The sequence below is a fragment of the Actinoplanes sp. NPDC051405 genome (assembly GCF_055586185.1).
In genome coordinates this window covers 455233-476366 of record NZ_JBVJIR010000002.1, presented here as the reverse complement: position 1 = coordinate 476366, position 21134 = coordinate 455233, and the positions used below count along the sequence as shown (strand labels likewise).

Annotated in this window: 21 protein-coding genes; 13 read left to right on the top strand and 8 right to left on the bottom strand. The window is 72.1% G+C overall.

The features are described 5' to 3' along the window. Positions 1 to 39: 39 nt before the first annotated feature. The 5 genes from ACZ6S4_RS06645 to ACZ6S4_RS06625 all read right to left on the bottom strand — a co-directional run bounded on the left by ACZ6S4_RS06645 (position 40) and on the right by ACZ6S4_RS06625 (position 6448). The gene (locus ACZ6S4_RS06645) at positions 40 to 2139 is read right to left on the bottom strand and encodes a M1 family metallopeptidase (protein ID WP_465473934.1); all 2100 of its coding nucleotides are present in this window, start codon (positions 2137 to 2139) and stop codon (positions 40 to 42) included. A gap of 92 nt (positions 2140 to 2231) precedes the next feature. Further along, a complete protein-coding gene (locus tag ACZ6S4_RS06640; RefSeq protein WP_465473933.1) occupies positions 2232 to 3488 on the bottom strand; it encodes a saccharopine dehydrogenase family protein in 1257 nt (418 codons plus the stop codon). Positions 3489 to 3539: 51 nt separating this feature from the next. Beyond that, positions 3540 to 4313: an SDR family NAD(P)-dependent oxidoreductase gene (locus tag ACZ6S4_RS06635; protein ID WP_465473932.1), complete on the bottom strand. Its 774-nt coding sequence runs from the start codon at positions 4311 to 4313 to the stop codon at positions 3540 to 3542. Between the two features lie 72 nt (positions 4314 to 4385). Beyond that, positions 4386 to 5252 (bottom strand): DUF6910 family protein, encoded by an 867-nt coding sequence (locus ACZ6S4_RS06630; RefSeq protein WP_465473931.1) that lies wholly within the window; start codon positions 5250 to 5252, stop codon positions 4386 to 4388. A gap of 2 nt (positions 5253 to 5254) precedes the next feature. Beyond that, positions 5255 to 6448 carry an acyltransferase family protein gene (locus ACZ6S4_RS06625; RefSeq protein ID WP_465473930.1) on the bottom strand — a complete coding sequence of 398 codons (1194 nt, stop codon included), beginning with the start codon at positions 6446 to 6448 and terminating at the stop codon, positions 5255 to 5257. A gap of 3 nt (positions 6449 to 6451) precedes the next feature. Between ACZ6S4_RS06625 and ACZ6S4_RS06620 the strand changes: the two genes are divergently transcribed. Next, positions 6452 to 6685: a zinc ribbon domain-containing protein gene (locus ACZ6S4_RS06620; protein WP_465473929.1), complete on the top strand. Its 234-nt coding sequence runs from the start codon at positions 6452 to 6454 to the stop codon at positions 6683 to 6685. Here ACZ6S4_RS06620 and ACZ6S4_RS06615 read toward each other — a convergent pair. After that, positions 6682 to 7704 (bottom strand): LacI family DNA-binding transcriptional regulator, encoded by a 1023-nt coding sequence (locus ACZ6S4_RS06615; protein ID WP_465473928.1) that lies wholly within the window; start codon positions 7702 to 7704, stop codon positions 6682 to 6684. The two genes, ACZ6S4_RS06620 and ACZ6S4_RS06615, sit on opposite strands and share 4 nt — an antisense overlap. Positions 7705 to 7806: 102 nt before the next feature. Here ACZ6S4_RS06615 and ACZ6S4_RS06610 point away from each other — a divergent pair, with 102 nt between their 5' ends. The 5 genes from ACZ6S4_RS06610 to ACZ6S4_RS06590 all read left to right on the top strand — a co-directional run bounded on the left by ACZ6S4_RS06610 (position 7807) and on the right by ACZ6S4_RS06590 (position 12815). Then, on the top strand, positions 7807 to 8961 hold the full coding sequence (locus ACZ6S4_RS06610; protein WP_465473927.1) for a Gfo/Idh/MocA family protein: 1155 nt from the start codon (positions 7807 to 7809) through the stop codon (positions 8959 to 8961). Positions 8962 to 8966: 5 nt separating this feature from the next. Then, positions 8967 to 10130 carry a dihydrodipicolinate synthase family protein gene (locus tag ACZ6S4_RS06605; protein ID WP_465474145.1) on the top strand — a complete coding sequence of 388 codons (1164 nt, stop codon included), beginning with the start codon at positions 8967 to 8969 and terminating at the stop codon, positions 10128 to 10130. Then, complete coding sequence (locus ACZ6S4_RS06600) at positions 10127 to 10930, top strand: sugar phosphate isomerase/epimerase family protein (protein ID WP_465473926.1); 804 nt, start codon at positions 10127 to 10129, stop codon at positions 10928 to 10930. The genes ACZ6S4_RS06605 and ACZ6S4_RS06600 overlap by 4 nt, the downstream gene beginning before the upstream one ends. Positions 10931 to 11033: 103 nt before the next feature. Beyond that, complete coding sequence (locus ACZ6S4_RS06595) at positions 11034 to 11435, top strand: VOC family protein (protein ID WP_465473925.1); 402 nt, start codon at positions 11034 to 11036, stop codon at positions 11433 to 11435. Between the two features lie 6 nt (positions 11436 to 11441). After that, positions 11442 to 12815 (top strand): hypothetical protein, encoded by a 1374-nt coding sequence (locus ACZ6S4_RS06590; RefSeq protein WP_465473924.1) that lies wholly within the window; start codon positions 11442 to 11444, stop codon positions 12813 to 12815. A gap of 4 nt (positions 12816 to 12819) precedes the next feature. Here ACZ6S4_RS06590 and ACZ6S4_RS06585 read toward each other — a convergent pair whose 3' ends face one another. Continuing rightward, positions 12820 to 13311 carry a DUF3253 domain-containing protein gene (locus tag ACZ6S4_RS06585; RefSeq protein WP_465473923.1) on the bottom strand — a complete coding sequence of 164 codons (492 nt, stop codon included), beginning with the start codon at positions 13309 to 13311 and terminating at the stop codon, positions 12820 to 12822. A 119-nt stretch (positions 13312 to 13430) separates the two neighbouring features. On the opposite strand from ACZ6S4_RS06585, the gene ACZ6S4_RS06580 reads away from it, so the two are divergent. Beyond that, positions 13431 to 14408: a hypothetical protein gene (locus ACZ6S4_RS06580; RefSeq protein WP_465473922.1), complete on the top strand. Its 978-nt coding sequence runs from the start codon at positions 13431 to 13433 to the stop codon at positions 14406 to 14408. A 25-nt stretch (positions 14409 to 14433) separates the two neighbouring features. On the opposite strand, the gene ACZ6S4_RS06575 is transcribed toward ACZ6S4_RS06580, so the two are convergent. Further along, positions 14434 to 15468 (bottom strand): LacI family DNA-binding transcriptional regulator, encoded by a 1035-nt coding sequence (locus ACZ6S4_RS06575; protein WP_465473921.1) that lies wholly within the window; start codon positions 15466 to 15468, stop codon positions 14434 to 14436. 150 nt (positions 15469 to 15618) lie between these two features. Here ACZ6S4_RS06575 and ACZ6S4_RS06570 point away from each other — a divergent pair, with 150 nt between their 5' ends. The 6 genes from ACZ6S4_RS06570 to ACZ6S4_RS06545 are packed head-to-tail and all read left to right on the top strand — an operon-like array spanning position 15619 to position 21133. Continuing rightward, a complete protein-coding gene (locus ACZ6S4_RS06570; protein WP_465473920.1) occupies positions 15619 to 16845 on the top strand; it encodes an amino acid ABC transporter substrate-binding protein in 1227 nt (408 codons plus the stop codon). A 7-nt stretch (positions 16846 to 16852) separates the two neighbouring features. Beyond that, the gene (locus ACZ6S4_RS06565) at positions 16853 to 17740 is read left to right on the top strand and encodes a branched-chain amino acid ABC transporter permease (protein WP_465473919.1); all 888 of its coding nucleotides are present in this window, start codon (positions 16853 to 16855) and stop codon (positions 17738 to 17740) included. Continuing rightward, complete coding sequence (locus ACZ6S4_RS06560; RefSeq protein ID WP_465473918.1) at positions 17724 to 18749, top strand: branched-chain amino acid ABC transporter permease; 1026 nt, start codon at positions 17724 to 17726, stop codon at positions 18747 to 18749. The genes ACZ6S4_RS06565 and ACZ6S4_RS06560 overlap by 17 nt, the downstream gene beginning before the upstream one ends. Beyond that, positions 18746 to 19474: an ABC transporter ATP-binding protein gene (locus ACZ6S4_RS06555; protein WP_465473917.1), complete on the top strand. Its 729-nt coding sequence runs from the start codon at positions 18746 to 18748 to the stop codon at positions 19472 to 19474. The genes ACZ6S4_RS06560 and ACZ6S4_RS06555 overlap by 4 nt, the downstream gene beginning before the upstream one ends. After that, positions 19467 to 20213, top strand: a complete 747-nt coding sequence (locus tag ACZ6S4_RS06550; protein WP_465473916.1) for an ABC transporter ATP-binding protein — start codon at positions 19467 to 19469, stop codon at positions 20211 to 20213. The genes ACZ6S4_RS06555 and ACZ6S4_RS06550 overlap by 8 nt, the downstream gene beginning before the upstream one ends. An 11-nt stretch (positions 20214 to 20224) precedes the next feature. Next, positions 20225 to 21133: a LamG-like jellyroll fold domain-containing protein gene (locus tag ACZ6S4_RS06545; RefSeq protein WP_465473915.1), complete on the top strand. Its 909-nt coding sequence runs from the start codon at positions 20225 to 20227 to the stop codon at positions 21131 to 21133. Position 21134: the final 1 nt, after the last annotated feature.

Below are 21134 nucleotides of genomic sequence, written 5' to 3'. Positions count from 1 at the left end.
CGGTCCCGCCCCCGGTGCTGCGGGGGCGGGACCGGCGGGTCAGCGGCGCAGGTGCCGGGGGATCGGGGCGGGAACGAACGCGGTCCGCGCCGAGCTCGCCGGGGGCGTCGCCAGCTCGGGCCGGGTCGGGCTGAACAGCCAGGCCTGGAACAGCGCGTCCAGGGACCGGCCGGAGATCCGCTCGGCCAGGGCGATGAACTCCGGCGTGGTGACGCTGTCCCCACGCCGGGTCGAGGCCCACGTCCGCAGGATGGTGAAGAAGGCCTGGTCGCCGACCTCCATGCGCAGCGCGTGCAGGGTCATGGCGCCGCGCAGGTAGACCTGGAAGTCGAACAGGTGATCCGGGCCGGGATCACCGATCGGCAGCGCCCAGAACTCCGGGTCCTCGATGCCCTGGTAGTTGGCGTCGAAGATCTCCTGCTCCGTGCCGTGCTTCTCGCGCGCGCTCCACAGCCACTCGGCGTACGTCGCGAAGCCCTCGTTGAGCCAGATGTCCTGCCACCTCGCCACCGCCAGGCTGTCGCCGTACCACTGGTGGGCCAGCTCGTGCACCACGACGGCGTCGCCGGACTCGGGGCTGCTGAAGAACGCCTGGGCATAGACCGGGCGGGTCTGGTTCTCCAGTGCGAAGCCGAACCTCTCCGAGCTGTCCACGATGCCGCCCGCGGCCGAGAACGGGTACGGCCCGAAGTTCTCGGCCAGGAAGGAGATGATCTCCGGCTCGCGGGCCAGCGACCCCGCGGCCCGGTCACCGACGGTCGGCGGGAACTGGTCCACCGTGCCGGCGATCCAGGTGTTCGGGTTGGCCGGGCTGCCGGGCGGGGGACCGCCGGGGACCCAGCCGTCCAGGGTGTCACCGTCGGCCTCGAAGGACGTCGTGCCCTGGCCGGTGGAGACCACCACGTCGTCGACGAAGGCGCCCGCCTCGGTCACGGCGACGTCGTTCACCGAGCTCAGCGACACCTCGATCTGCTTGCCCGCGTACCCGGAAAGGTCGATCGTCCACGCCTCGTAGCCGTCGCTCTTGCCGGTCGCCGCGTGCCAGGTGCCGGTGGTGCCCGGCGCCGCGCAGGTGTCGTCGGGGCCGGGGGTCAGGTAGTGGGTGAGGAACGGGTACAGCTGCGGCCCGTAGAAGCAGAGCGCCGCGGTCTCCGAGCTGGTGTGCCCGTTGGCGTCCGGCAGGGTGGTCCAGTCGTCCGCCCCGGCGGTGTGCGCCTCGACGAAGAAGTAGTCCCACTCCGGCTCGGTGTCACGGGTGACGTGGAAGCTCAGCGTCGCCCCGCCGGCGGGCACGTCGACGGTGTGGGTGAGCCGCTTGTACGCCGGCTCGCCGTCCTGCGTGAACGCCACCTGCGTGCCGGTGCGCGGTGCCGCGGCCGGCGTGAACAGCTTCGGGTCCAGCGCGTCCAGGTACTCAACGCCGGCCTTCTTGTACTTCTTCACCCGATACTCGCCGACCGTGGCGGTGGCCAGGTACGGCGCCATCGGCTCGCGGGCGTGCCAGGTGGTGGTGGTCCAGCCGTGCCGGGTGCTGGTGCCGGCCAGCACCCCGTTCGAGATGGACTCCAGGCCCCGCGGCGCGGTGATCCGGGTGGTGAAGGAGGCCTTGTCCAGGGGGTGGTCGTTGACCGGGAACCAGGTCGACGCGACCTCGGGCTGCCCGACGATGACCATGCCGTCGTCGGTGGTGAAGACCCCGGAAGAGCCCAGGTTGGGGTCGGCGATGATCTGCGGCACGCCGTCGTAGCGGGCCACCACGGTGAACGTGCGGCCCTTGCGCAGGCCCCGCTGCGGGGTGACGGTGAGCTCGCCGTTGGCCCGCTGCCAGGCCGCCGGACGACCGTCCACGGTCAGCGACCGCAGGGTCAGGCCGTCGAAGTCGAGGTTGAACGCCGACAGGTGCTGGGTGGCGCGGGCGGTGATCGTGGCGGTGCCGGCCAGCACGTCGGTGGCCGGCGTGTATCTGATGTCCAGGCCGTAGTGGCGTACGTCGTAACCGCCGTTGCCGGCCAGCGGGAAGTAGGGGTCACCGATGCCCGGCGCGCCAGGCCGGAACGGGCTGGGTTGCGCGCCGGCGGGCGCGACCGCGGCCAGCACCAGAGCGATGACGACAGATGAGATGAGGGCGACTCTGCGCATCCAGGACCTCCACGCGGCATTGCGGGCGATCCCCGGACGCTAACGCCGGCCCGGCCTGCCGGGCGACCCCGAGTACCTAAATCGGACAGTACTCAGTCGCCGAGCCGCCGCGCGGTGATCTCCATACCCGTGGCCCGCAGCCGCTTGACCAGCGCGTCACCGATCCCGGTGGCCGGCGTCAGCACGCCGCCCTCGGTCTCCGGCAGCTCCGCGCGGTCCAGCGCCAGGGCCAGCGCCGACTCGCCGAGCATGACCGCGGTGGCCTGATAGCCGGGGTCGCCCTTGGCCCGGAACCGGGCCGTGTAGCGCGCGCCGGTGCTGGTCGTGGTGAACAGGTCCATGGTGAAGTGCCCCCGCTTGCGGGTCCGCTCGTCCGGCCCGTCGCCGGGCTTGGGCAGGATCCGGTCCAGCAGGAACCGGGTCGGCGGCAGGGACAGGCCGACGACCAGCGCGCCGAGCCCGGCCTTGGTGCCCGCGGCGAGCACCGGCGACAGCGGCGAGGTGCCGGTGCTCATCGCCTCGCGGTAACGGAACGCCCGGCCGTACGCGTGGCCCCGCAGGGCGTTGGTGCGACGCACGACCCGCGAGTTGTAGGACGCCATCACGAACGGTCCCAGGCTGCCGCGCAGCGACGGGTCGACCTCCGAGCCCCGCAGCAGCACCATGTCCTCCTGCCGGCCCAGATCCGGCTCGTCGGCCGGTGCCGGGCTCAGCGAGTACGGGCTCGCGACCAGCCGCCGCAGCGCCCTGTCCCGGCGGACCACGTCCAGCTGGTGCCGCATGGAGTCGATCGTGCCGCCGCTGATCCCGGCGCGGATGCTGGTGACCACGAGCGTGGTGTCGGTGAGCTCGCCGGCGCCGTCGGCCCGCACCTGCTGCCACAGCACGTGCACCCCGAGGTCCGACGGGATCGAGTCGAAGCCGCAGGAGTGCACGATCCGGGCGCCGGTCGAGCGGGCCAGCTCGTGGTTCTCGTCGGCGCTGGCCCGGGCGAAGATCACCTCGCCGGTCAGGTCGACGTAGTCGGTGCCGGCCGCGGCGCAGGCGTGCGCGAGGGCGCGGCCGTACTTCGCGTACGGGCCGACGGTGGTGATCACGACGTGCGCGGCGGCGGCGAGCCGCTCGACGGCGGGGACGTCGCCCGAGTCGGCCACCAGCAGCGGCCAGTCCACCCGGAGGCGCGACCGGACGGCCTCCAGCCGCTCGGCGGACCGCCCGGCCAGGGCGATCCGGGTGCCGGCGGGCGCGTGCCCGGCCAGGTGGGCAGCCACCAGCTCCCCGACGAAGCCGGTGGCCCCGTAGACGACGATGTCGAGGTCGCGGACCCGGGCGGCGGCTTGATCACTCATGGTCGATGATTCTCCGGCACCGCGCCCGGGTCCGCTCGGCCGGGCGTCTGCTCACTCCGGCAGCTTGACCCCGGACAGCTCGGCGCAGGTGGCCAGCAGCTCCTCCTGCAGCTCCTCGCGGTACGCCGCCGGGTTGGCCCGCAGGTCACGGCGGCGCTTGAAGTAGCGGCCGGTGACCATGGCGGCCGGCGCGTCGCTGGTGGCCAACCAGATCTGCGTCTCGGCCCCGGCGGGCAGGTCGTCGGTCGCGCCGGGCCCGCCCATCCGGGTACGGATCCAGCCGGGGTCGACGGCGTTGCTCAGGGTCTGCGGCCGGCGCCGGGCCACTGCGAAGGCGAGCATGACGTCGTAGAGCTTGGAGTCGCTGTACGCCTGCATGCCGTCCCAGGCGCGACCCTGCCACTGCAGGTCGTCGAGGCGCGGCACACCGCCGGACTCCAGCCCGGAGGTCAGGTAGATCAGCCGCGTCGGCCAGGGGATCAGGGCGGTCAACACGTACGGCGCCAGCACGTTGACCTGGAAGATGCGTTCCAGGCCGTCACCGGTGCGCACCGGCGCGTCCTGGCCCCCGCCCACCCCGGCGTTGTGGATCACCACGTCGTACGGCCCGACCGCCGCCGCCTGCTCGGCCAGTTCCCTCGTCTCGGCCAGGGAGGTCAGGTCGCCGCGCACCACGGCAGCGGCCTGCGGCACCGAGGCCAGGGCCTGCGCGGCGCGTTCCTCGTTGCGGGCGTGCAGGACCACCCGGTGCCCGTCCGCCGCGAGCGTGCTCGCCGTCTGCCGTCCGATGCCGTCGCTGGATCCGGTCACCAAAATCGTCGCCATGTCCTCCTGCTTCCCTCGTTGCGCCGCGCTGAACATGACTGGGCCGTGCGGACATCACTGGGCCGCCGACCATCACCAGGTGATCCGGAGGTCGAGCCGGCTCGAGGCGGCGAGCGCGTCGTCGGCGTCGACGACCGCGACCAGCGCGGCCTCGCCCGGCCCGGCGGCGCGGACAGCCAGCCCCTCGATCTTGTACGGCCCGCCGGGCACCGCGGCCACCGCGAGCACCCGCTCGTCGTCGAGCAGGGCGATCGCGGCGCCGACCACCGGACCGTCGTCCACCGCGTTCGGCGTGTCCTCCGCGGCGGCGGACACCAGCAGCCGGCCGTCCGGCAGGGCCACCGCGTCGGTGACCGCCAGCGCCACCCCGCCGACCGTGCCCAGGTCGTAGCGGCAGGGCCGGCTCACCTCGGGCGGCTCCCCGGCGAGCAGGGCGGACAGGTCGACGTCGACCGCCGCGGACGGCACGCCCGCCGCCGAGTTGCCCCGCTGGAACCAGCGCAGCCGGTCGCCGATCCGCGCCGCGCCCTCCAGGTTGAGCTGGTCCACCGCCAGCCCGAGCGCCGCGGCGACCCGGTGGTACGCCGGGGTCAGGTCGACGGTGCTGAAAGCTTCCGGCTCGGTCACCAGGGAGGCGCGCATCCGGGCCGCGGTGGAGCCGGAGCCGAGCAGCAGCACGCCGCCGTCGACGGCCACCGCCGCCTCGAAGTCCGGCTTCAGGTGTTTGGTCCCCTCGGCCGAGCTGAAGGTCTCGTGGCCGTCGACCGCCGCGATCACCCGGACCGCGGTGATCCCGCCGGGCCGCAGCCAGGCGGCGTGGGTGGCGTCGTCCTGGGCAACGAGCCAGCCGTCGCCGAACGCCGCGATGGCCGACGCGGCCCGCACCGGCATCCCGGGGCCGAACCACAACCGGGTCTCACTCTCGATCTCGACACGCATCGTCACGTCCTCTCCGGGCGCATACCGAACAAGAACCGGGTGATCCGGGTACGCCGGACCAGGATGTCGTACGCCCCGAACGTCAGGATGAACGAGACAGCCACGACGACGGCGTACTCGACGATGATCGGGGCCCGCCACGGGACCACGAGACAGGCCACCGCCACCACGATCGGCTGGTGCAGGACGTAGAACGGCAGCGCCGCCTCGGCCAGACGGGTGCGCGTGGACGAGTTCTCCCGCGCCGGGCCCGCGCTGTCGGGACGGGGCCGGTCGAGCAGGCCCAGCAGGGCGACGAGGGCGCACCAGCCGGACACGCTGAACAGCACCCGCGACACCACGGCCAGCGGTGACATGCCGGTGAACAGGTCCGTGCCCTCGCTGATGAAGCCGGGTGCGCTCGCCCCGAACGCGACGACGGCGAGGACGGCGGCCGCCCGGGCGTGGCGGCGTAACGCGGCGGCGAACCGCTCGTCGGTGGCAAGCACGAAGCCGTACAGGAAAAAGAGGAGGTAGGCCCACCGGCTCCAGGCCCCCAGATCTTCCTCCAGGCCGAGCAATGCGCTGACCAGGGCGAGCGGGATCGCGGGCAGCAGCACGACGCCGGCCCGCCCGGCCGCACCGGCGGCCACCTCGACCGCCCGCCGCCGCGCCGTCGCGGGCAGCCGGGCGACTGCTGCCACGAGCAGCAGCGAGAAGGCCAGCAGCAGCACCACGAACCACAGATGCCCGGTCTCGAACTCCTCACCCTGCAGGACGAACGGGAACTCGGCCGGCGCGAACCGCACATCGAGGAACCGGGGAAGGAACTCCCAGTAGCTCTTGTCGTAGCCGGGCTCGGTCCTGAGCCGCAGCCACGGCGGCACCGGCACGATGGTCAGCGTGGCGAAGACCAGCGGCACACCCAGCCGCAGCAGCCGCTCGACGGCGAAGCCACCCGGCCCCCGCCTGCGCATCGAGTGCCGGGCGCCGATGCCGGCGACCAGGAAGAGCAGCGGCATCGCCCACACCACGGCCAGCCCGGCCAGCACGGTCGTGGCGCCGGTGGTCTGCTCGTTCTTGATGTAGTAGTCGTCGCTCGCGTCGAAGACCAGCGCCGCGTGGAAGAACACCAGGCCGTACACGACGACGATGCGCAGCGTGTCCAGCGCCGGGCGCCGTCCGGGTGTGGGCGGGCGGTGGCTGGGTACCGTCAATGCGTGTTCCTCATCTTCGGATTCAAGTCCTCGGACCGCCGGATCGCGGCCCCCACCCTGCTGCACGCCTACTGCGGTGCCACGGTGGCCCAGGTGCTGATCAAGCGCACGACCAAGTTCAGCCTCTTCTTCATCCCGCTGTTCCCGGTGCGCCCGGCCCGCTACTACATGCAGTGCACGAACTGCGGCGTCGTCGAGGACGTCGACGCTCGGCACGTGGCCCAACTGGCCGCCTAACGCGCGGGCGGCGCGGCGGTGCTGCCCCGCAGCACCAGCTTCGCCGCCGCGTGCTCCACCAGCGGGCCGTCGCGGTCGCGGTCGCGCAGGGCCAGCGACATCGCGCGGACGCCGATCTCCTCCAGCGGCAGCCGTACGGTGCTCAGCGGCGGCGTCACGTCGACCGAGATGGGCATGTCGTCGAAGCCGATCAGGCTCATCCGCCCGGGCACGTCGATGCCGCGTTCGCGCAGGCAGGACAGGGCGCCCACGGCCATCGAGTCGTTCAGCGCCGCGATGGCGGTCAGTCCTGGATTCTGCTCCAGCAGTGTGGCGGCCGCCGCGGCACCGCCGTTGCGGTCGAAGTCGGCGTAGATCACCTGCTTGGCGCTCAACCGGTGCCCGTGCTCCTTGGCGGCGCGGCGCAACCCGGCGAGGCGGTCGGTGGTCGTGGTCAGGTGCCGCGGCCCGGCGATGACGCCGATGGCGGTGTGGCCGAGCCGGTAGAGCGCGTCCCCGGCGAGATAGCCGCCCGGCTCGTTCTCCGGCACCACGGCGTCACCGGCGTGCTCGTGCCGGCCGATCACCGACACCCGGCCGCCGGTGCTCTGGTAGAGCCGCAGCTTGCCGTCCAGCCGGGCGGTGATCGGCGCGTCGACGTAACCCGAGCCGGCCAGCACGATCGCGGCGGTCTGGTGGGCGTGCAGCAGGTCGACGTAGGCGAGCTCGCGCTCCGGGTCGCGGTAGCTGTTGCAGATGATGACCAGCCGGCCGTGGTCGGTGGCGACCCGTTGCAGTCCCCGGGTGATCTCGGCGAAGTACGGGTCCGAGACGTCGTGCACGATCACGCCGACGGCGGTGCGGTCGGCCCGGGCCAGCTGCTGCGCGTTCGCGTTGGGGACGAACTGCAGCTCGGCGACGGCCGCGAGGACCCGCTCGCGCAGCGCCTCGGCGACCGGCTTGGGGCTGTTGTTGATGATGCGGGACACGGTCGCGGTCGAGACCCCCGCCCGCCGCGCGACGTCCGCGAGAGTCGCCACGCCGAGAACACTAGTCCATCAGCGTCCGGGAGCAACCGCTTGCCTGGAGTGTCCGCACGCCGGTAACCTGCCGGGAAAGCGCTTACCTGAGGGGGTCGGCCCATGTCCGCTCGCGTCCCGATCGGGATCGTCATGAACGGTGTCACCGGAAGGATGGGCTATCGCCAGCACCTGGTCCGCTCCCTGCTCGCCATCCGGGAGAGCGGCGGGCTGCCGCTGCGCGACGGCTCCGTGCTCTGGCCGGAGCTGCTGCTCGTCGGCCGCAGCGAGGCCAAACTGCGGGACGTGGCCACCCGCCACGGCCTGACCGAGTGGACCACCGATCTCGGCGCGGCCCTGACCCGCCCCGACATGCAGATCTACTTCGACGCCCAGGTGACCAGCGAGCGGGAGAAGGCCATCGGGCTGGCTATCGAGGCCGGCAAGCACATCTACACCGAGAAGCCGCTGGCCACCACGCTGCACGGCGCGATCGAGCTGGCCCGCTCGGCGGACGCGGCCGGGGTCAAGCACGGCGTGGTGCAGGACAAGCTGTTCCTGCCCGGCCTGCGCAAGCTGGAACGGCTGATCAGCGGCGGCTTCTTCGGCCGGATCCTGTCGATCCGCGGCGAGTTCGGCTACTGGGTCTTCGAGGGGGACTGGCAGGCCGCCCAGCGTCCGAGCTGGAACTACCGGGCCGCGGACGGCGGCGGCATCGTGGTGGACATGTTCCCGCACTGGCACTACGTGCTGGAGCAGCTGTTCGCCCCGGTCCGCGCGGTCACCGCCCACGTCACCACGCACATCCCCGAGCGCTGGGACGAGCGCGGCGAGCCGTACGAGGCCACCGCCGACGACTCCGCGTACGGGATCTTCGAGCTCGACGGGGGAGTGGTGGCCCAGATCAACTCCTCCTGGGCCGTCCGGGTCAACCGCGACGAGCTGGTCGAGTTCCAGGTGGACGGGACCGAGGGCAGCGCGGTGGCGGGCCTGCGCAACTGCCGGATCCAGCACCGGGCCACCACGCCCAAGCCGGTGTGGAACCCCGACCTGCCGCTGACCCACTCCTTCCGCGACCAGTGGCAGGAGGTGCCGGACAACGAGGACTTCGACAACGGTTTCAAGGCGCAGTGGGAGATGTTCCTGCGCCACGTCGCCGAGGACACCCCGTACACGTGGGATCTGTGGGCCGGGGCGCGCGGGGTGCAGCTGGCCGAGCTCGGTCTGCAGTCGGCCCGAGAGGGCCGCCGCATCGAGATCCCGGAGCTGGAGCAGTGAGCCGGATCCTGCACTTGCCGGACGGGCCGTTGACGCTTTCCGGTGCGGGTGCCGAGTGGGCCACGCCCGGGGCAGCGTTCACCAGCCGGGTCGCCTACGCCGCGGCCCACGTCGTGGCCGATCCCGGCGCCGAGAACGTGCCGGGCGCGCCGCCCGCGGTCGACTGGGACGCCACGCTGGCCTTCCGGCGCCACCTGTGGGCGCACGGCTTCGGCGTGGCCGAGGCGATGGACACCGCCCAGCGCGGCATGGGCCTGGACTATCCGGCGGCCCGCGAGCTGATCCGCCGCTCGGCGCGCGAGGCGGCGGCGGTGGGCGGCACGATCGTCGCCGGCGTGGCCACCGACCAGCTCCCACCCGGCCCGGCGACCCTGGACGAGATCCGCAAGGCGTACGGCGAACAGCTGGCCGACGTGCAGGAAGCCGGCGCCGTGCCGGTGCTGATGTGCAGCCGACACCTGGCGGCCGCGGCCCGGACGGCACAGGACTACCTGGACGTGTACGGGCAGCTGATCGACGACTCCGACCAGCCGGTGGTGCTGCACTGGCTCGGACCGGCCTTCGACCCCCTGCTCGCCGGCTACTGGGGAGCCGGCGAGCAGGGCCGGGCCGGCGAGTTGGGCCGGGCCGCCGACACCGTGGCCGAGCTCATCGCCGCGCACCCCGGCAAGGTCGACGGGATCAAGCTGTCGCTGCTGGACGAGGACTTCGAGGTGGCGATGCGGCGCCGGCTCCCGGCCGGGGTGCGGCTGTACACCGGCGACGATTTCAACTACCCGGTGCTGATCCGCGGCGACGAGCAGGGCCACTCCGAGGCGCTGCTGGGCATCTTCGCGGCGATCGCACCCCCGGCCGCGGCGGCGCTGCGGGCCCTGGACGCGGGCGACCTCGAGGCGTACGACCGCATCCTGGCCCCGACCGTGACCCTGTCCCGGCACCTGTTCGAGACACCGACCTGGTACTACAAGACGGGCATCGTGTTCCTGTCCTGGCTGGCCGGTCACCAGGACCACTTCACGATGGTCGGTGGCGTGCAGAGCGGTCGCTCCCCGCGGCACCTGGCGCAACTGCTGCGGCTGGCCGACGCCGCCGGGCTGCTGCCCGACGCGGACCTCGCCGCCCACCGCGCCCGGGCCTGGCTCACGACGGTGGGGGTGGCACAGCCGTGAAGCGCTTCTCCCTGAACCAGGCGACGACCAAGCACTGGCCGTTGCCCGACCTGGTCGCCGGCTGTGTCGAGGCCGGCGTGACCGGCGTCGGCCTGTGGCGCGAGGACGTCCAGGCGTACGGCGTCGAGAAGTCCGCGGCGCTGGTCCACGACGCGGGACTGGCCGTCACCTCGCTGTGCCGGGGCGGCTTCTTCCAGCAGGACGGCTGGCAGGACGAGAACAGACGCGCGATCGACGAGGCGGCGACCCTGGGTGCCCCGGCGCTGGTGCTGGTCTCCGGTGGCCTGCCCGAGGGCAGCCGGGACATCGACGCGGCCCGGGCCCACGTGGGCGAGGCGATCGGCACGCTGGTGCCGTACGCGCTGGACGCGGGCGTGCAGCTCGCGATCGAGCCGCTGCACCCGATGTACGCCTCCGACCGCTGCGTCGTGTCCACCCTCGGGCAGGCGCTGGACCTGGCGGCGCCGTACCCGGCCGAGGCGGTCGGGGTGGTGATCGACACCTACCACCTGTGGTGGGACGACGCGGTGTGGGAGCTGATCGCCCGGGCCGGTCGTGAGCATCGGATCGCCTGCTTCCAGGTCGCGGACTGGGTCACGCCGCTGCCGGCCGGGGTGCTGCTGGGCCGGGGTCTGCCGGGTACGGGTTGCGTGGAGCTGCGCCGCTTCCGGGAGGCGGTGGACGCGGCGGGCTACACCGGTCCGATCGAGGTGGAGGTCTTCAACGAGGCGGTCTGGGCCCGGGAAGGCCGCGAGGTCCTCGACGAAACCCTGAAACGCTGCCGCGAGCACGTCGGGTAGCGGGTGCTGTCGCCGGCGGGGCGGCCGGGACGCGCAGCTTCCGCTACTGTCCCGCCATGCGGCAGGCGTCGCGCGATCGATCGTGGAGACAAGGAACCGGCGCGTGATCAAGGGACTGAGCAAGATCGAGGTCATCACCGTGTTCGCCGAGGACCTCGCGGCCACGCGGGCGTTCTACGAGAACGTCTTCGGGCTCGAGGTCGTCTACGCGGACGAGGCCTCGGTCGTGGTCCGGCTGGACAATCTGATGATCAATGTCCTGCGCGCCGAGCGGGCCGGAACGCTGATCGAGCCGCAGCCGGTGGGCCCGCCGGAGAACGGCGCACGCCTGCTGATCACCATCCAGGTCGATGACGCCGACGCCGTGTGCGAGGAGCTCCGGCAGCACGGCGTCACCATCCTCAACGGCCCGGTCGACCGCCCGTGGGGCCGCCGGACAGCCGCGTTCGCGGACCCGGCGGGAAACATGTGGGAGATCGCGCAGCACCTGCCGCAGTCCTCCTGAACCGCGATGGTTCCCGTCGAGCTGCGTGAGTTGTCCGCGGCGGAACAACAATTGTGGGATGCGTTTCCGTACGGACGGGTGGCACTGCCGCAGAGCGGCGCCCGTACGGTCCGCGCCGCAGTGATCCGGTCGTTGCTGCTCGGCGCTCGACCGGCGGAGCCCGGCCACCAGGCGGCGTTGCGTCTGCACGGCGCCGAGGTGGTCGGGGTCCTCGACCTGCACCAGGCCGACGTCGACGTCGCCGTCGACCTCGTCGGCTGCACCTTCGACTCGGTGCCGTCGCTGGCCTTCGCCCGGTTGCGTGGCGTGTCCTTCGAGGGCAGCACCCTCCCCGGCCTGGACGCCTTCGCGGCGACCGTCGGAGGCACTCTCAGCTTCGTCAAGTGCATCCTCACCGGAGCCGTCGTGAGCTACGGCGTCCAGGTCAGCGGCGACCTGGATTTCGACTGGGCCCACCTGAACGGCGACGGCCGCGCCGAGGAGCTGTTCGGCGACCGCGTGGCGGCGGTGTTCGGCGACTCGATGCAGGTGGGCCGGCATGTGTACCTGCAGGGCACGACCGTGAGCGGAAACCTCGAGTTCTCCGGCATACGGGTCGGCGGCGCGGTCCACGCCCACCGGGGGCTGCGGGTCGAAGGCATGCTGCGGCTTCGCGGAGCCGACATCACGGGCGAGGTCGACCTGACCGACGCGGTGCTGCTGAACCCCGGCGACACGGCCCTGGATGCCTGGGGAATGCGCGCCGCGGAGCTGAGCCTGCGGCCGGAACGCGTCGACGGCACGGTCGACCTGCGCCACGCCCAGGTCCAGATACTCCGCGACGACCCGGCGAACTCGCCGGCCCGGCTACGGCTGGACGGAGCCCGGTACACCGCCCTGGAGCCTGCGGGCGTTGCCGCCGGCCGCCTGCAGTGGCTGAGCCAGGACCCGGAGGGCTACCGGCCGCAGCCGTACGAGCAACTCGCCACGCACTACCGCCAGATCGGGCACGAGGCTGACGCCCGTACGGTGCTGCTGGCCAAGCAACGCCGGCGCCGCCGGCAGCTGTCCCCACCCGCAATGGCCTGGGGTCTCCTGCAGGACCTGCTGGTCGGCTACGGCTACCGGCCCGGGCGCGCCGCCCTGTGGCTGCTCGGCCTCACAGCCCTCGGCAGCGTCGTGTTCCACTTCCACCCGCCGACCGGCGGACGCGGCGGCGTCGCGTTCCATCCGCTGATCTACACGCTCGACGTGCTCGTCCCGATCGTCAACTTCGGCCAGGAGACCGCCTTCGGCTTCACCGGAAACGCGCGGTGGCTGGCCTACCTGCTGACTATCCTCGGCTGGCTCCTGTTCACGGCCGTAGCAGCCGCCCTCACCCGAACCTTCAACCGGTCCTAGCGACTCACCAGCCGGTGCCTCGAGCAAGGCGGACAGGCCCCACCGCGGCAGCCACATCGACGTCCTTGCCGCGCTGACGAACGGCGATGATGCCCTCCTCGGCCAGCTCGCCGGCCACCTCCCGCGCTGTGCCCATCAGGTCACGCCACGCCGCGCCGCCGACGACCCGGGCCGCATCGCTGGGGCAGATGGTGGCATCGGGGCGACGGTGCCACAACAGGGCGCGCATCGCGGCAGCCAGCCGCACACGTTGGCCGGCGGGTGTCGGTTCCCACCAGGGATCGCCTCGTTCAGCCAGCGCCACCTCGGCATCCCACACCCGGGTCCGGGCCGCGTCCGGGTCGTCGTGGGCGAGTCGACGGGCTGCCGTCAACTCGGCCACCAGCTCCCGGCGCAGTAATTCCGGGATGGCGGGGTCGGCGGCCTGCCGACGGCGGCCGGACCCGATGATGTACCGGCCGTCCGCCGTCGTCGTCCCGTCCTCGGTGGGGTTCACGGAGCCATTGTCCTCGGCCCAGCCCTCCTCGTGCCGGCTTCACCCGCGGCCGGTCGGTGCTGGGAGCCGGCTGAGAAGGGCTCAGCCGGTCCACAGCCGGCCCGTCACAGGATCGGCGCATGTCGCTACGTCGTGCTCTTACGGTTGCCTGCGCGGTGTTCGTCGCCGGTGAGGTGGTGCTCAGGCTGTCCTGGATCGCCGGTGGTCGCTGGGGATACACCGCCTGCGACCGGACCGACCTCGGGGATCATCCGGCCGGCGGGTGCGGCGCCGACCAGGTTGCCACGGTGCCGTTCGTGCGCGGGTGGGGCGCGCTGGGGGTGTGCGTTGCCCTGGCGGTGCTGATCGCGTACGCGCATCGGTGGAAACCGGCCGTGACCTGGGTCGCGGCCGCGATTCTCCTGGTCGGGGCCTTTCCACTGCATCTGCTCTTCGAGATTCCGGCGGGGGTCGCCGGGCATCCCACGGATTGGCGGGACATCGGTGGCCGGATCGCGTTGCTGGCCGGTGGCCTCGCCTTCGCCGGGCTGGCGAGCGTGGTGGGGCCACCGCGCGGGCCGGCGCCGACCGGGGCCCAACCGGTGCCGGGGTGGGCCCGACGCTGGGCCAACGTGGCGGTGGCGCTGCCGATCGTGGGCTGGGCCGTGCCGCACGGGCTCTGGGTGCTCGGTGTGCCGTTCGGGATCTCCGAGCAAGAGCTGCGCGGCGCCGACGGCGGCCTGTCGACGGCGACCGGGGTGGCGATCACCGTGGTGCCGCCCTTGGCCGGGCTTCTCGTGCTCGGGCTGGTGCAGCGGTGGGGGCAGCAGTTCCCCCGGTGGGTGCCGGGGCTGGGCGGCCGGCGGGTTCCGCGGCTACTGGCGGTGCTGCCCGCCGGCACCGTGGCGGCTGCGCTGGTGACCTACGGCGTGTTGAGCTTCGGAGTGTTCGCCGAGCAGGTGCTGGACGGGCAGCGAGGCTGGGGCCAGGTTCGGCAGGGCTGGGCGACGGTCGCCACGCTGCTGGTCTTCCTCAGCTGGGGCGTGGCCGTCGGCGTGACCACGGCCGGATATGTCGTGGCCACCCGCGGGTCACTCGACAGAGCCGGCACGCGCTGAGAAGTCGCCCTCGCGAAAAGGGCGGTCAGCGAGTCGGAGCCGGCCCGGTGGAGTCGCGGACGATCAGCTGATGGCCGGTCGGGCGGCGGCGCGGCCGGGCCGACCGAGGCTTGAGGGCCAGATCCAGCGCCATCCGTCCCATGTCGGTCATCGGCAGCCGGACCGTGGTCAGGCTCGGGGCCAGGTCCGCCGCCACCGACACGTCGTCGAAGCCGACCACTGACATCCGGTCCGGCACCGCGATCCGGCGGGTGCGCAGAGCGGACAGCACGCCCATCGCCATAGCGTCGTTGAGGGCCACGATCGCCGTGGTGTCCGGGTGCTCGTCGATGATGCGGTCGGCCGCGGCCCGGCCGCCGTCGCGGGTGAAGTCGGTGTGCACGACCGGCAGGTCGTTCAGCGACAGGCCGTGGGCGCGCAGGCCCGCCGCCACCCCGGCGAGCCGGTCGGCCACCGTGGTCAGGCCCGGCGTGCCCGCGGCGACCGCGATCCGGCGGTGGCCGAGCTCGACCAGGTGGTCGCCGAGGGCCCGGCCGCCGGCCTCGTTGTCCGGCAGCACGGCGTCGACGCCCAGGGAGTGCCGGCCGATGACCGCGACCCGGCCGCCGAGGCTCTGGAACGCCGACAGGTCCGCTTTGGCCTCGGCTTCGATGCGGGGGTCGTCGTAGCCCGAGCCGGCCACGATGATGATGCCGACCCGCTGGGCGATCAGGTTGCGGATCTGGCGCAGCTCGTGGTCGGGGTCGCGGCCGGAGTGGCAGATCTGGACCAGCAGGCTCTGTTCGTCGGCGACCTGGATGACCCCGCCGGCGATCTCGGAGAAGTACGGGTCGTCCACCTGGTGCACGACCAGGCCCACGGTGGAGCTGGCTCCGCCGGCCAGGGTCCGCGCGTACGGGTTGGCCACGTAGCCCAGCTCACGGGAGATCTGCCGAATCCGGTTGGCCACCTCCTCGCTGACCCCGTCCCGGCCGGCGAGGGCGCGGGAGGCGGTGGCCAGCGAGACACCGGCACGTTCGGCGACGTCGACGAGGCGCAGCCTCGGACCGGGCTTGGGCATCCGTCCACTCTCCACGGAAACGGTCACGCCAGTTGATCACCGACGGTGAAGCTGGTGTTACGCCGCTATTGCCAGTGACGTGACACACACCCTAGGCTACGTAAGCGCTTTCGCAAGCGCTTACGTCCCGGGCAAAGGAGCTTGGTGGGGATGCGTTCATCACTACGGCGTACACGTTGGGCCACGGCCCTTGGCGCGACCACGATCCTCGCCCTCGGCGCGTGCAGCGGCGACGGCGACGGCGGTTCCACCGCCACCGACGACCCCATCCTGGTGGGCATCTCGCTGCCGCTGACCGGGGACTTCTCCGAACCCGGCCAGGGCGTGCAGCAGGGCTACGAGGCCTGGGCCAAGATCACCAACGACAAGGGCGGCCTGCTCGGGCGCCAGATCCAGCTGAAGATCCTGGACGACCAGTCCAACGCGGACCGGGTCGTCGCCGACTACGAGCAGCTGATCGGCAGCGACGAGGTCGACCTGGTGGTGGGCCCGTTCTCCACCCGGCTCGTGGTGCCCGCGGCCCGCGTCGCGGAGGAGTACGGCATGCTCTTCGTCGAGCCGGCCGGCGCCGCCAAGGAGGTCTTCTCCCAGGGGTTCAAGAACCTGTTCTACGCGGCCCCGGCGGTGGCCAACGACCACTACAACCACCTGGCGGAGTATCTGCTGGCGCTGCCGGCGGACAAGCGGCCGAAGACGGTGGCCTACGCGGCCATGGACGACCCGTTCGCGCAGGGCACGGCGTACGGCCTCAAGGACAAGCTGGAGGCGGCCGGGATCAAGACGGTCGTCAACGAGGTCTACCCGCCCAACACCACCGACTTCAGCAGCATCGCCGCCAAGATCGCCTCGTCCAAGGCGGACATGCTGGTGGGCGGCTCGCAGTACCAGGACGGCGTCAACCTCATCGTCGCCCTGCAACAGCTGAACTTCCAGCCCAAGCTCGCCGCGTTCTCCGGGGCGCCGACCAACCCCGAGTTCGCCAAGGCGATCGGCAACAAGACCGAGGGTGTGCTCTCGCCGACCGGCTACAGCCCGGACGCGCCGTACCCGAGCAACAAGGAGTTCGTCGAGAAGTTCACCGCGCAGTTCGGCAAGGCGCCCGACGAGGACCAGGCCAACGCGTACACGACCGGGCAGGTCGTCGCGGCCGCGGTGACCGCCGTGGGCTGCGCCGAGCAGGGTGACTGCCAGCAGAAGCTGGTCGACTGGGTCCACGGCAACAAGGTGGAGACCGTCGTCGGGCCGCTGAGCTGGGACCAGACCGGCAAGCCGCAGGGCGCGCACATGATCCAGCAGTGGGTCGGCGGCAAGATCAAGATCGTGCTGCCGGCGGCCGTCAAGGAAGCCGACTTCGTCTACCCCAAGCCGGCCTGGTGAGGCCCGCATGCCCTCCGGTGCACTGCTGTTCCAGAGCGTGATCCTCGGTCTGCTGCTGGGCGGGCTCTACGCCCTGCTGGCGGCCGGGCTCACCCTCTACTTCGGCATCATGCGGGTCGTCATGATCGCGCACTCGGCGTTCCTGATCCTGGCGGCGTACCTGGCCTGGTGGACACACACCCGGCTGGGCATCGACCCGCTGCTCTCGCTGATCGTCACCGTGCCGCTGTTCTTCGGCGCCGGGGTGCTGCTGCAACGGGGGCTGCTGTCCCGGCTGCGGGCGATCACGCTGACCATGATGTCGGTCCTGCTGACGTTCGCCGTCGCGCTGATCATCGAGGGGCTGCTCGGGTACGCGTTCACCGGCACCCAGCGCCGCATCCAGCTCGGCTACGGCTCGGCCAGCCTGCAGGTCTTCGGCGCGCGGATCGCCGTGGTCAAGCTCATCGCCTTCGGGCTGGCCGTGCTCGCGCTCGCCGCGCTGTACCTGCTGATGAAGAAGACCACCTTCGGCTGGGCGCTGCGGGCCACGATCCAGCACCGCGACGCGGCCCGGCTGGTCGGCATCGACACCGAGAAGGTGGCCGGCTACGGCTTCGGCCTGGGGCTGGCCACGGCCGCGATCGGCGGCACGGCGTTGGCACTGGACACCACCATCTACCCGTCGCTGCACTGGCACTGGATCGGCCCGCTGATGGCCATCATCGTGGTCGGCGGCCTGGGCAGTGTGCCCGGCGCGGCCGCCGCGGCGATGCTGCTCGGGCTGATCCAGAGTCTGCTGCAGATCCCGCTGGGCACCACCTGGGCGCAGACCATCTTCTACCTCGCGCTCTTCGCCACGCTGGCGTTCCGGCCGCAGGGATTCTTCGGAGGTCGTCTTGCGCAGCGTTTCTAGAGCAGTCGGGCTCCTCCTGCTCGCCGCCGCGGTCCTGTCTTTCCCCAGCCTGGCGCCCAATCCGTACATCCTGTCGGCCGGCATCGTGGTGCTGAACTACGCGGTGCTCTCCACCTCGTGGAACTTCGTCGGCGGCTTCACCGGCTACATCTCGCTCGGGCACGGCGCCCTGGCCGGCCTGGGTGGCTACGGCACCGCGCTGCTGGTCACCAAGGCGGGGCTGCCGAGCTTCGTGGCCCTGGCGGTGGCCGCGCTGGCGGTCGCGGCCCTGGCGGTGCCGATCGGGCTGGCCGCGCTACGGGTACGCGGCGCGTCGTTCGTCATCGTCTCGATCGCCCTGGTGCTGATCCTGCTGCTGGTGTTCCAGAGCTGGGCGTCGGTGACCGGCGGCTCGCGGGGACTCGTGGTGCCGCGGCCCTTCCCGGACCTGCGGCGCCCGGAACACCACCGGGTCTTCTTCTACCTGTTCGCCGGGCTGCTGGCGCTGGCCCTGCTGGCCTGGTGGCTGATCGACCGGTCCCGCTTCGGGCTGGGCCTCAAGGCGATCCGCGAGGACGAGGACAAGGCCGAGGCGCTGGGCACCTCGACGTTCGCGTACAAGTTGATCGTCTTCGTGGTGTCGGCCGGATTCACCGCGCTGGCCGGTGGCCTCTACGCGTTGTGGTTCGGCGACCTCGACCCGGTCTTCCAGTTCTCCATCCTCACCGGCTCCTACCTGGTGCTGATGGCGCTGCTGGGCGGGGTGCGCAACCTGTTCGGCCCGCTGGCCGGCGCGCTGATCGTGGGGACCGCGCTGGAGTACTTCAAGGGCCAGTTCGGCAACACCCCGCTGCACCTGGTCGCCACCGGCGTGCTGCTGGGCCTGGTCGTCATGTTCATGCCCGACGGCGTGCTGCCCGCGATCACCGGCCTGTGGCAGCGCCTGCGCCAGTCGCCACAGAGCTCGATCCGCGAGGTCAGCGCGGCCGACCTGCAGACCGAACGGCAACGGGCGGAGGTGAGCAAATGAGCCTCGCGACGGTGGAGCTGCGCAAGGCGTTCGGGGGAGTGGTGGCGCTCGACGGTGCCACGGTCACTTTCCGCGAGGGCCAGGTCAACGCGCTCATCGGACCCAATGGCTCCGGCAAGACGACCTTCTTCAACTGCGTCACCGGCATGATCCGGGCCGACAGCGGCACCGTCACGTACGGCGGCACCGACATCACCCGCAAAGCGCCGCACCTGATCGCCCGGGCCGGGGTCGGCCGCACGTTCCAGCTCTGCCGGGTGTTCCCCCGGATGACGGCGCTGGACAACGTGCTGGCCGCCGTACGCCCGGGCGGGGTGACCGGCGGGCTGCGCGGCGCGCGGCACCGCGCCGAGGTCGACCGGGCCCGCGGCTGGCTGACCCGGCTGGGCATCGAGCACCTGGCCGACATCGAGGCCCGCACCATGTCCTGGGGCCAGCAGAAGCTGCTGGAGCTGGCCGGGGTGCTGATGGGCGAGCCGGCCACCGTGCTGCTCGACGAGCCGGCCGGCGGCGTCAACCCGGCGCTGCTCGACCGGATCGGCACCCTGGTGCGCGACCTCAACGCCGAGGGCCGCACCTTCGTGATCGTCGAGCACAACATGGATCTGGTGATGAGCATCAGCGACCACATCGTGGTCTTCGACCGCGGCCGCCCGATCGCCGAGGGACCGCCGTCGCTGATCCGCACCGACGAGCGCGTGCTGGGGGCCTACCTTGGTGTCTGAGATCGAACTCGTCGATGTCCAGGCCGGCTACGGCCGCGCCGCCCCGGTGCTGCGCGGCTTCAGCGTCGCGGTCCCCGCCGGCTCGGTGGTCTGCCTGGTCGGGCCGAACGGCGCCGGCAAGTCCACCGTGCTCAAGGTGGCCAGCGGGCTGCTCAAGCCCCGGTCCGGGCGGATCCTGGTCGGCGGCAAGGATGTCACCGGCATCGGCCCGCAGCGGATGCTGGCCGCCGGCGTCGCCCTGGTGCTGCAGGGCCACAGCGTCTTCCGGGAGATGACCGTCGAGGAGAACGTCCTGCTCGGCGGCTACACCCTGAAGGACAAGGCGAAGGCCGCCGAGCGGGCCGCCTTCGTCAAGGAGCTCTTCCCGGTGGTCGCCGAGCGCTGGGGATCGCTCGCCGGCCTGCTCTCCGGCGGCCAGCAGAAGCAGGTCGAGTTCGCCCGCTCGCTGATGGTCGACCCGAAGGTGGTGCTGCTCGACGAGCCGTCGATGGGGCTCGACCCGAAGGCCACCAGCACCATCTTCGAGCAGGTCGTGCGGATGCGCGACGCCGGCACGGCCGTCCTGCTGGTCGAGCAGAACGCACGGCGGGCGCTGGAGACCGCCGACATCGGCTGCGTGCTCGACCTCGGCCGGGTGCACATCGCCGGCCCGGCCGACCAGCTGCTGGCCGATCCCCAGCTCGGTGAGCTCTACCTCGGCGGCCGTCCCGCCGAGCCGAAAGTCACTCCGAAGAGCTGAGAGGTGTTCCGATGAGGCGCGCACTCCTCGCCACCGCCGTGGTCGTCGCGATCGGCGCCGCCGCGGTCCCGGCGCAGGCGGGCTCCACCGGCCCGCGTGACGTCCATCCGTCCCTGCGATCGAGCCTGGTCGCCTTCTACGACTTCGACCACCCGATGCCGTCCGATCCCGGGCTGGAGGCCGACCTCGGCCGCTCCGGCACCGAGATCGAGCTGGTCAACGGCGGCGCGGCCATGCGCGTGCCGGACCGCGCCTACCCCGGGGGCCGCAAGGTCCTGCAGACCCGGCCGGTCGCCGCCGGCACCGCCGACGACTGGAAGGCCGGCATCTGGTCGGCCAGCGGCGTCCGTACGCTGCGCGCCTTCAACGCCACCGAGGGCACGACCGTGATGGGCTGGTTCAAGCGCTCGATGGACGGCCCGGCCGCCGGCTTCAACGCGATCGGCCTGACCGGGGTGCTGACCGGTGACTCCGACGGGCACGCCGTACGGGCGCTGCTCGAACTGATCGACGTCAACGGCACGCTGCGGCTGGTCGCGCTCGGCCGGCGCATCGACGGCGGCAACTCGCAGACGTTCGCCGCGAACGAGGACTGGCGCACCCTGCTGCCCAAGGACCAGTGGGTGCACCTGACCGCCACGTTCGACTTCACCGCGGGCACGATGGCGCTCTACCGCAACGGCAAGGCGGTCGAGGGTTTCTACACCCGTACCGACGACCCGTGGCTGATCAACGGCCCCGGACCGCACGTCACCACGGCCACCGATCCGCGCGGCATCAAGATCGGCGGCAGCTTCCCCTGGCAGGGTTCGCCGGACCGTAACCCGTGCGACTGCCGGATGGACGCGCTCATGCTCCTCGACCGCTCGCTCCCGGCGCGCGACGTCGCGAGCCAGTACCGCTTCATGACCCGGGGGTAAT

Bases quoted from the DNA above. Each gene is read 5' to 3' on its own strand.
- ACZ6S4_RS06570 (WP_465473920.1), top strand. From the start codon at position 15,619: ATGCGTTCATCACTACGGCGTACACGTTGGGCCACGGCCCTTGGCGCG.
- ACZ6S4_RS06630 (WP_465473931.1), bottom strand. From the start codon at position 5,252: ATGCGTGTCGAGATCGAGAGTGAGACCCGGTTGTGGTTCGGCCCCGGG.
- ACZ6S4_RS06640 (WP_465473933.1), bottom strand. From the start codon at position 3,488: ATGAGTGATCAAGCCGCCGCCCGGGTCCGCGACCTCGACATCGTCGTC.
- ACZ6S4_RS06635 (WP_465473932.1), bottom strand. From the start codon at position 4,313: ATGGCGACGATTTTGGTGACCGGATCCAGCGACGGCATCGGACGGCAG.
- ACZ6S4_RS06610 (WP_465473927.1), top strand. From the start codon at position 7,807: ATGTCCGCTCGCGTCCCGATCGGGATCGTCATGAACGGTGTCACCGGA.
- ACZ6S4_RS06645 (WP_465473934.1), bottom strand. From the start codon at position 2,139: ATGCGCAGAGTCGCCCTCATCTCATCTGTCGTCATCGCTCTGGTGCTG.
- ACZ6S4_RS06580 (WP_465473922.1), top strand. From the start codon at position 13,431: ATGTCGCTACGTCGTGCTCTTACGGTTGCCTGCGCGGTGTTCGTCGCC.
- ACZ6S4_RS06590 (WP_465473924.1), top strand. From the start codon at position 11,442: ATGGTTCCCGTCGAGCTGCGTGAGTTGTCCGCGGCGGAACAACAATTG.
- ACZ6S4_RS06575 (WP_465473921.1), bottom strand. From the start codon at position 15,468: ATGCCCAAGCCCGGTCCGAGGCTGCGCCTCGTCGACGTCGCCGAACGT.
- ACZ6S4_RS06565 (WP_465473919.1), top strand. From the start codon at position 16,853: ATGCCCTCCGGTGCACTGCTGTTCCAGAGCGTGATCCTCGGTCTGCTG.
- ACZ6S4_RS06555 (WP_465473917.1), top strand. From the start codon at position 18,746: ATGAGCCTCGCGACGGTGGAGCTGCGCAAGGCGTTCGGGGGAGTGGTG.
- ACZ6S4_RS06545 (WP_465473915.1), top strand. From the start codon at position 20,225: ATGAGGCGCGCACTCCTCGCCACCGCCGTGGTCGTCGCGATCGGCGCC.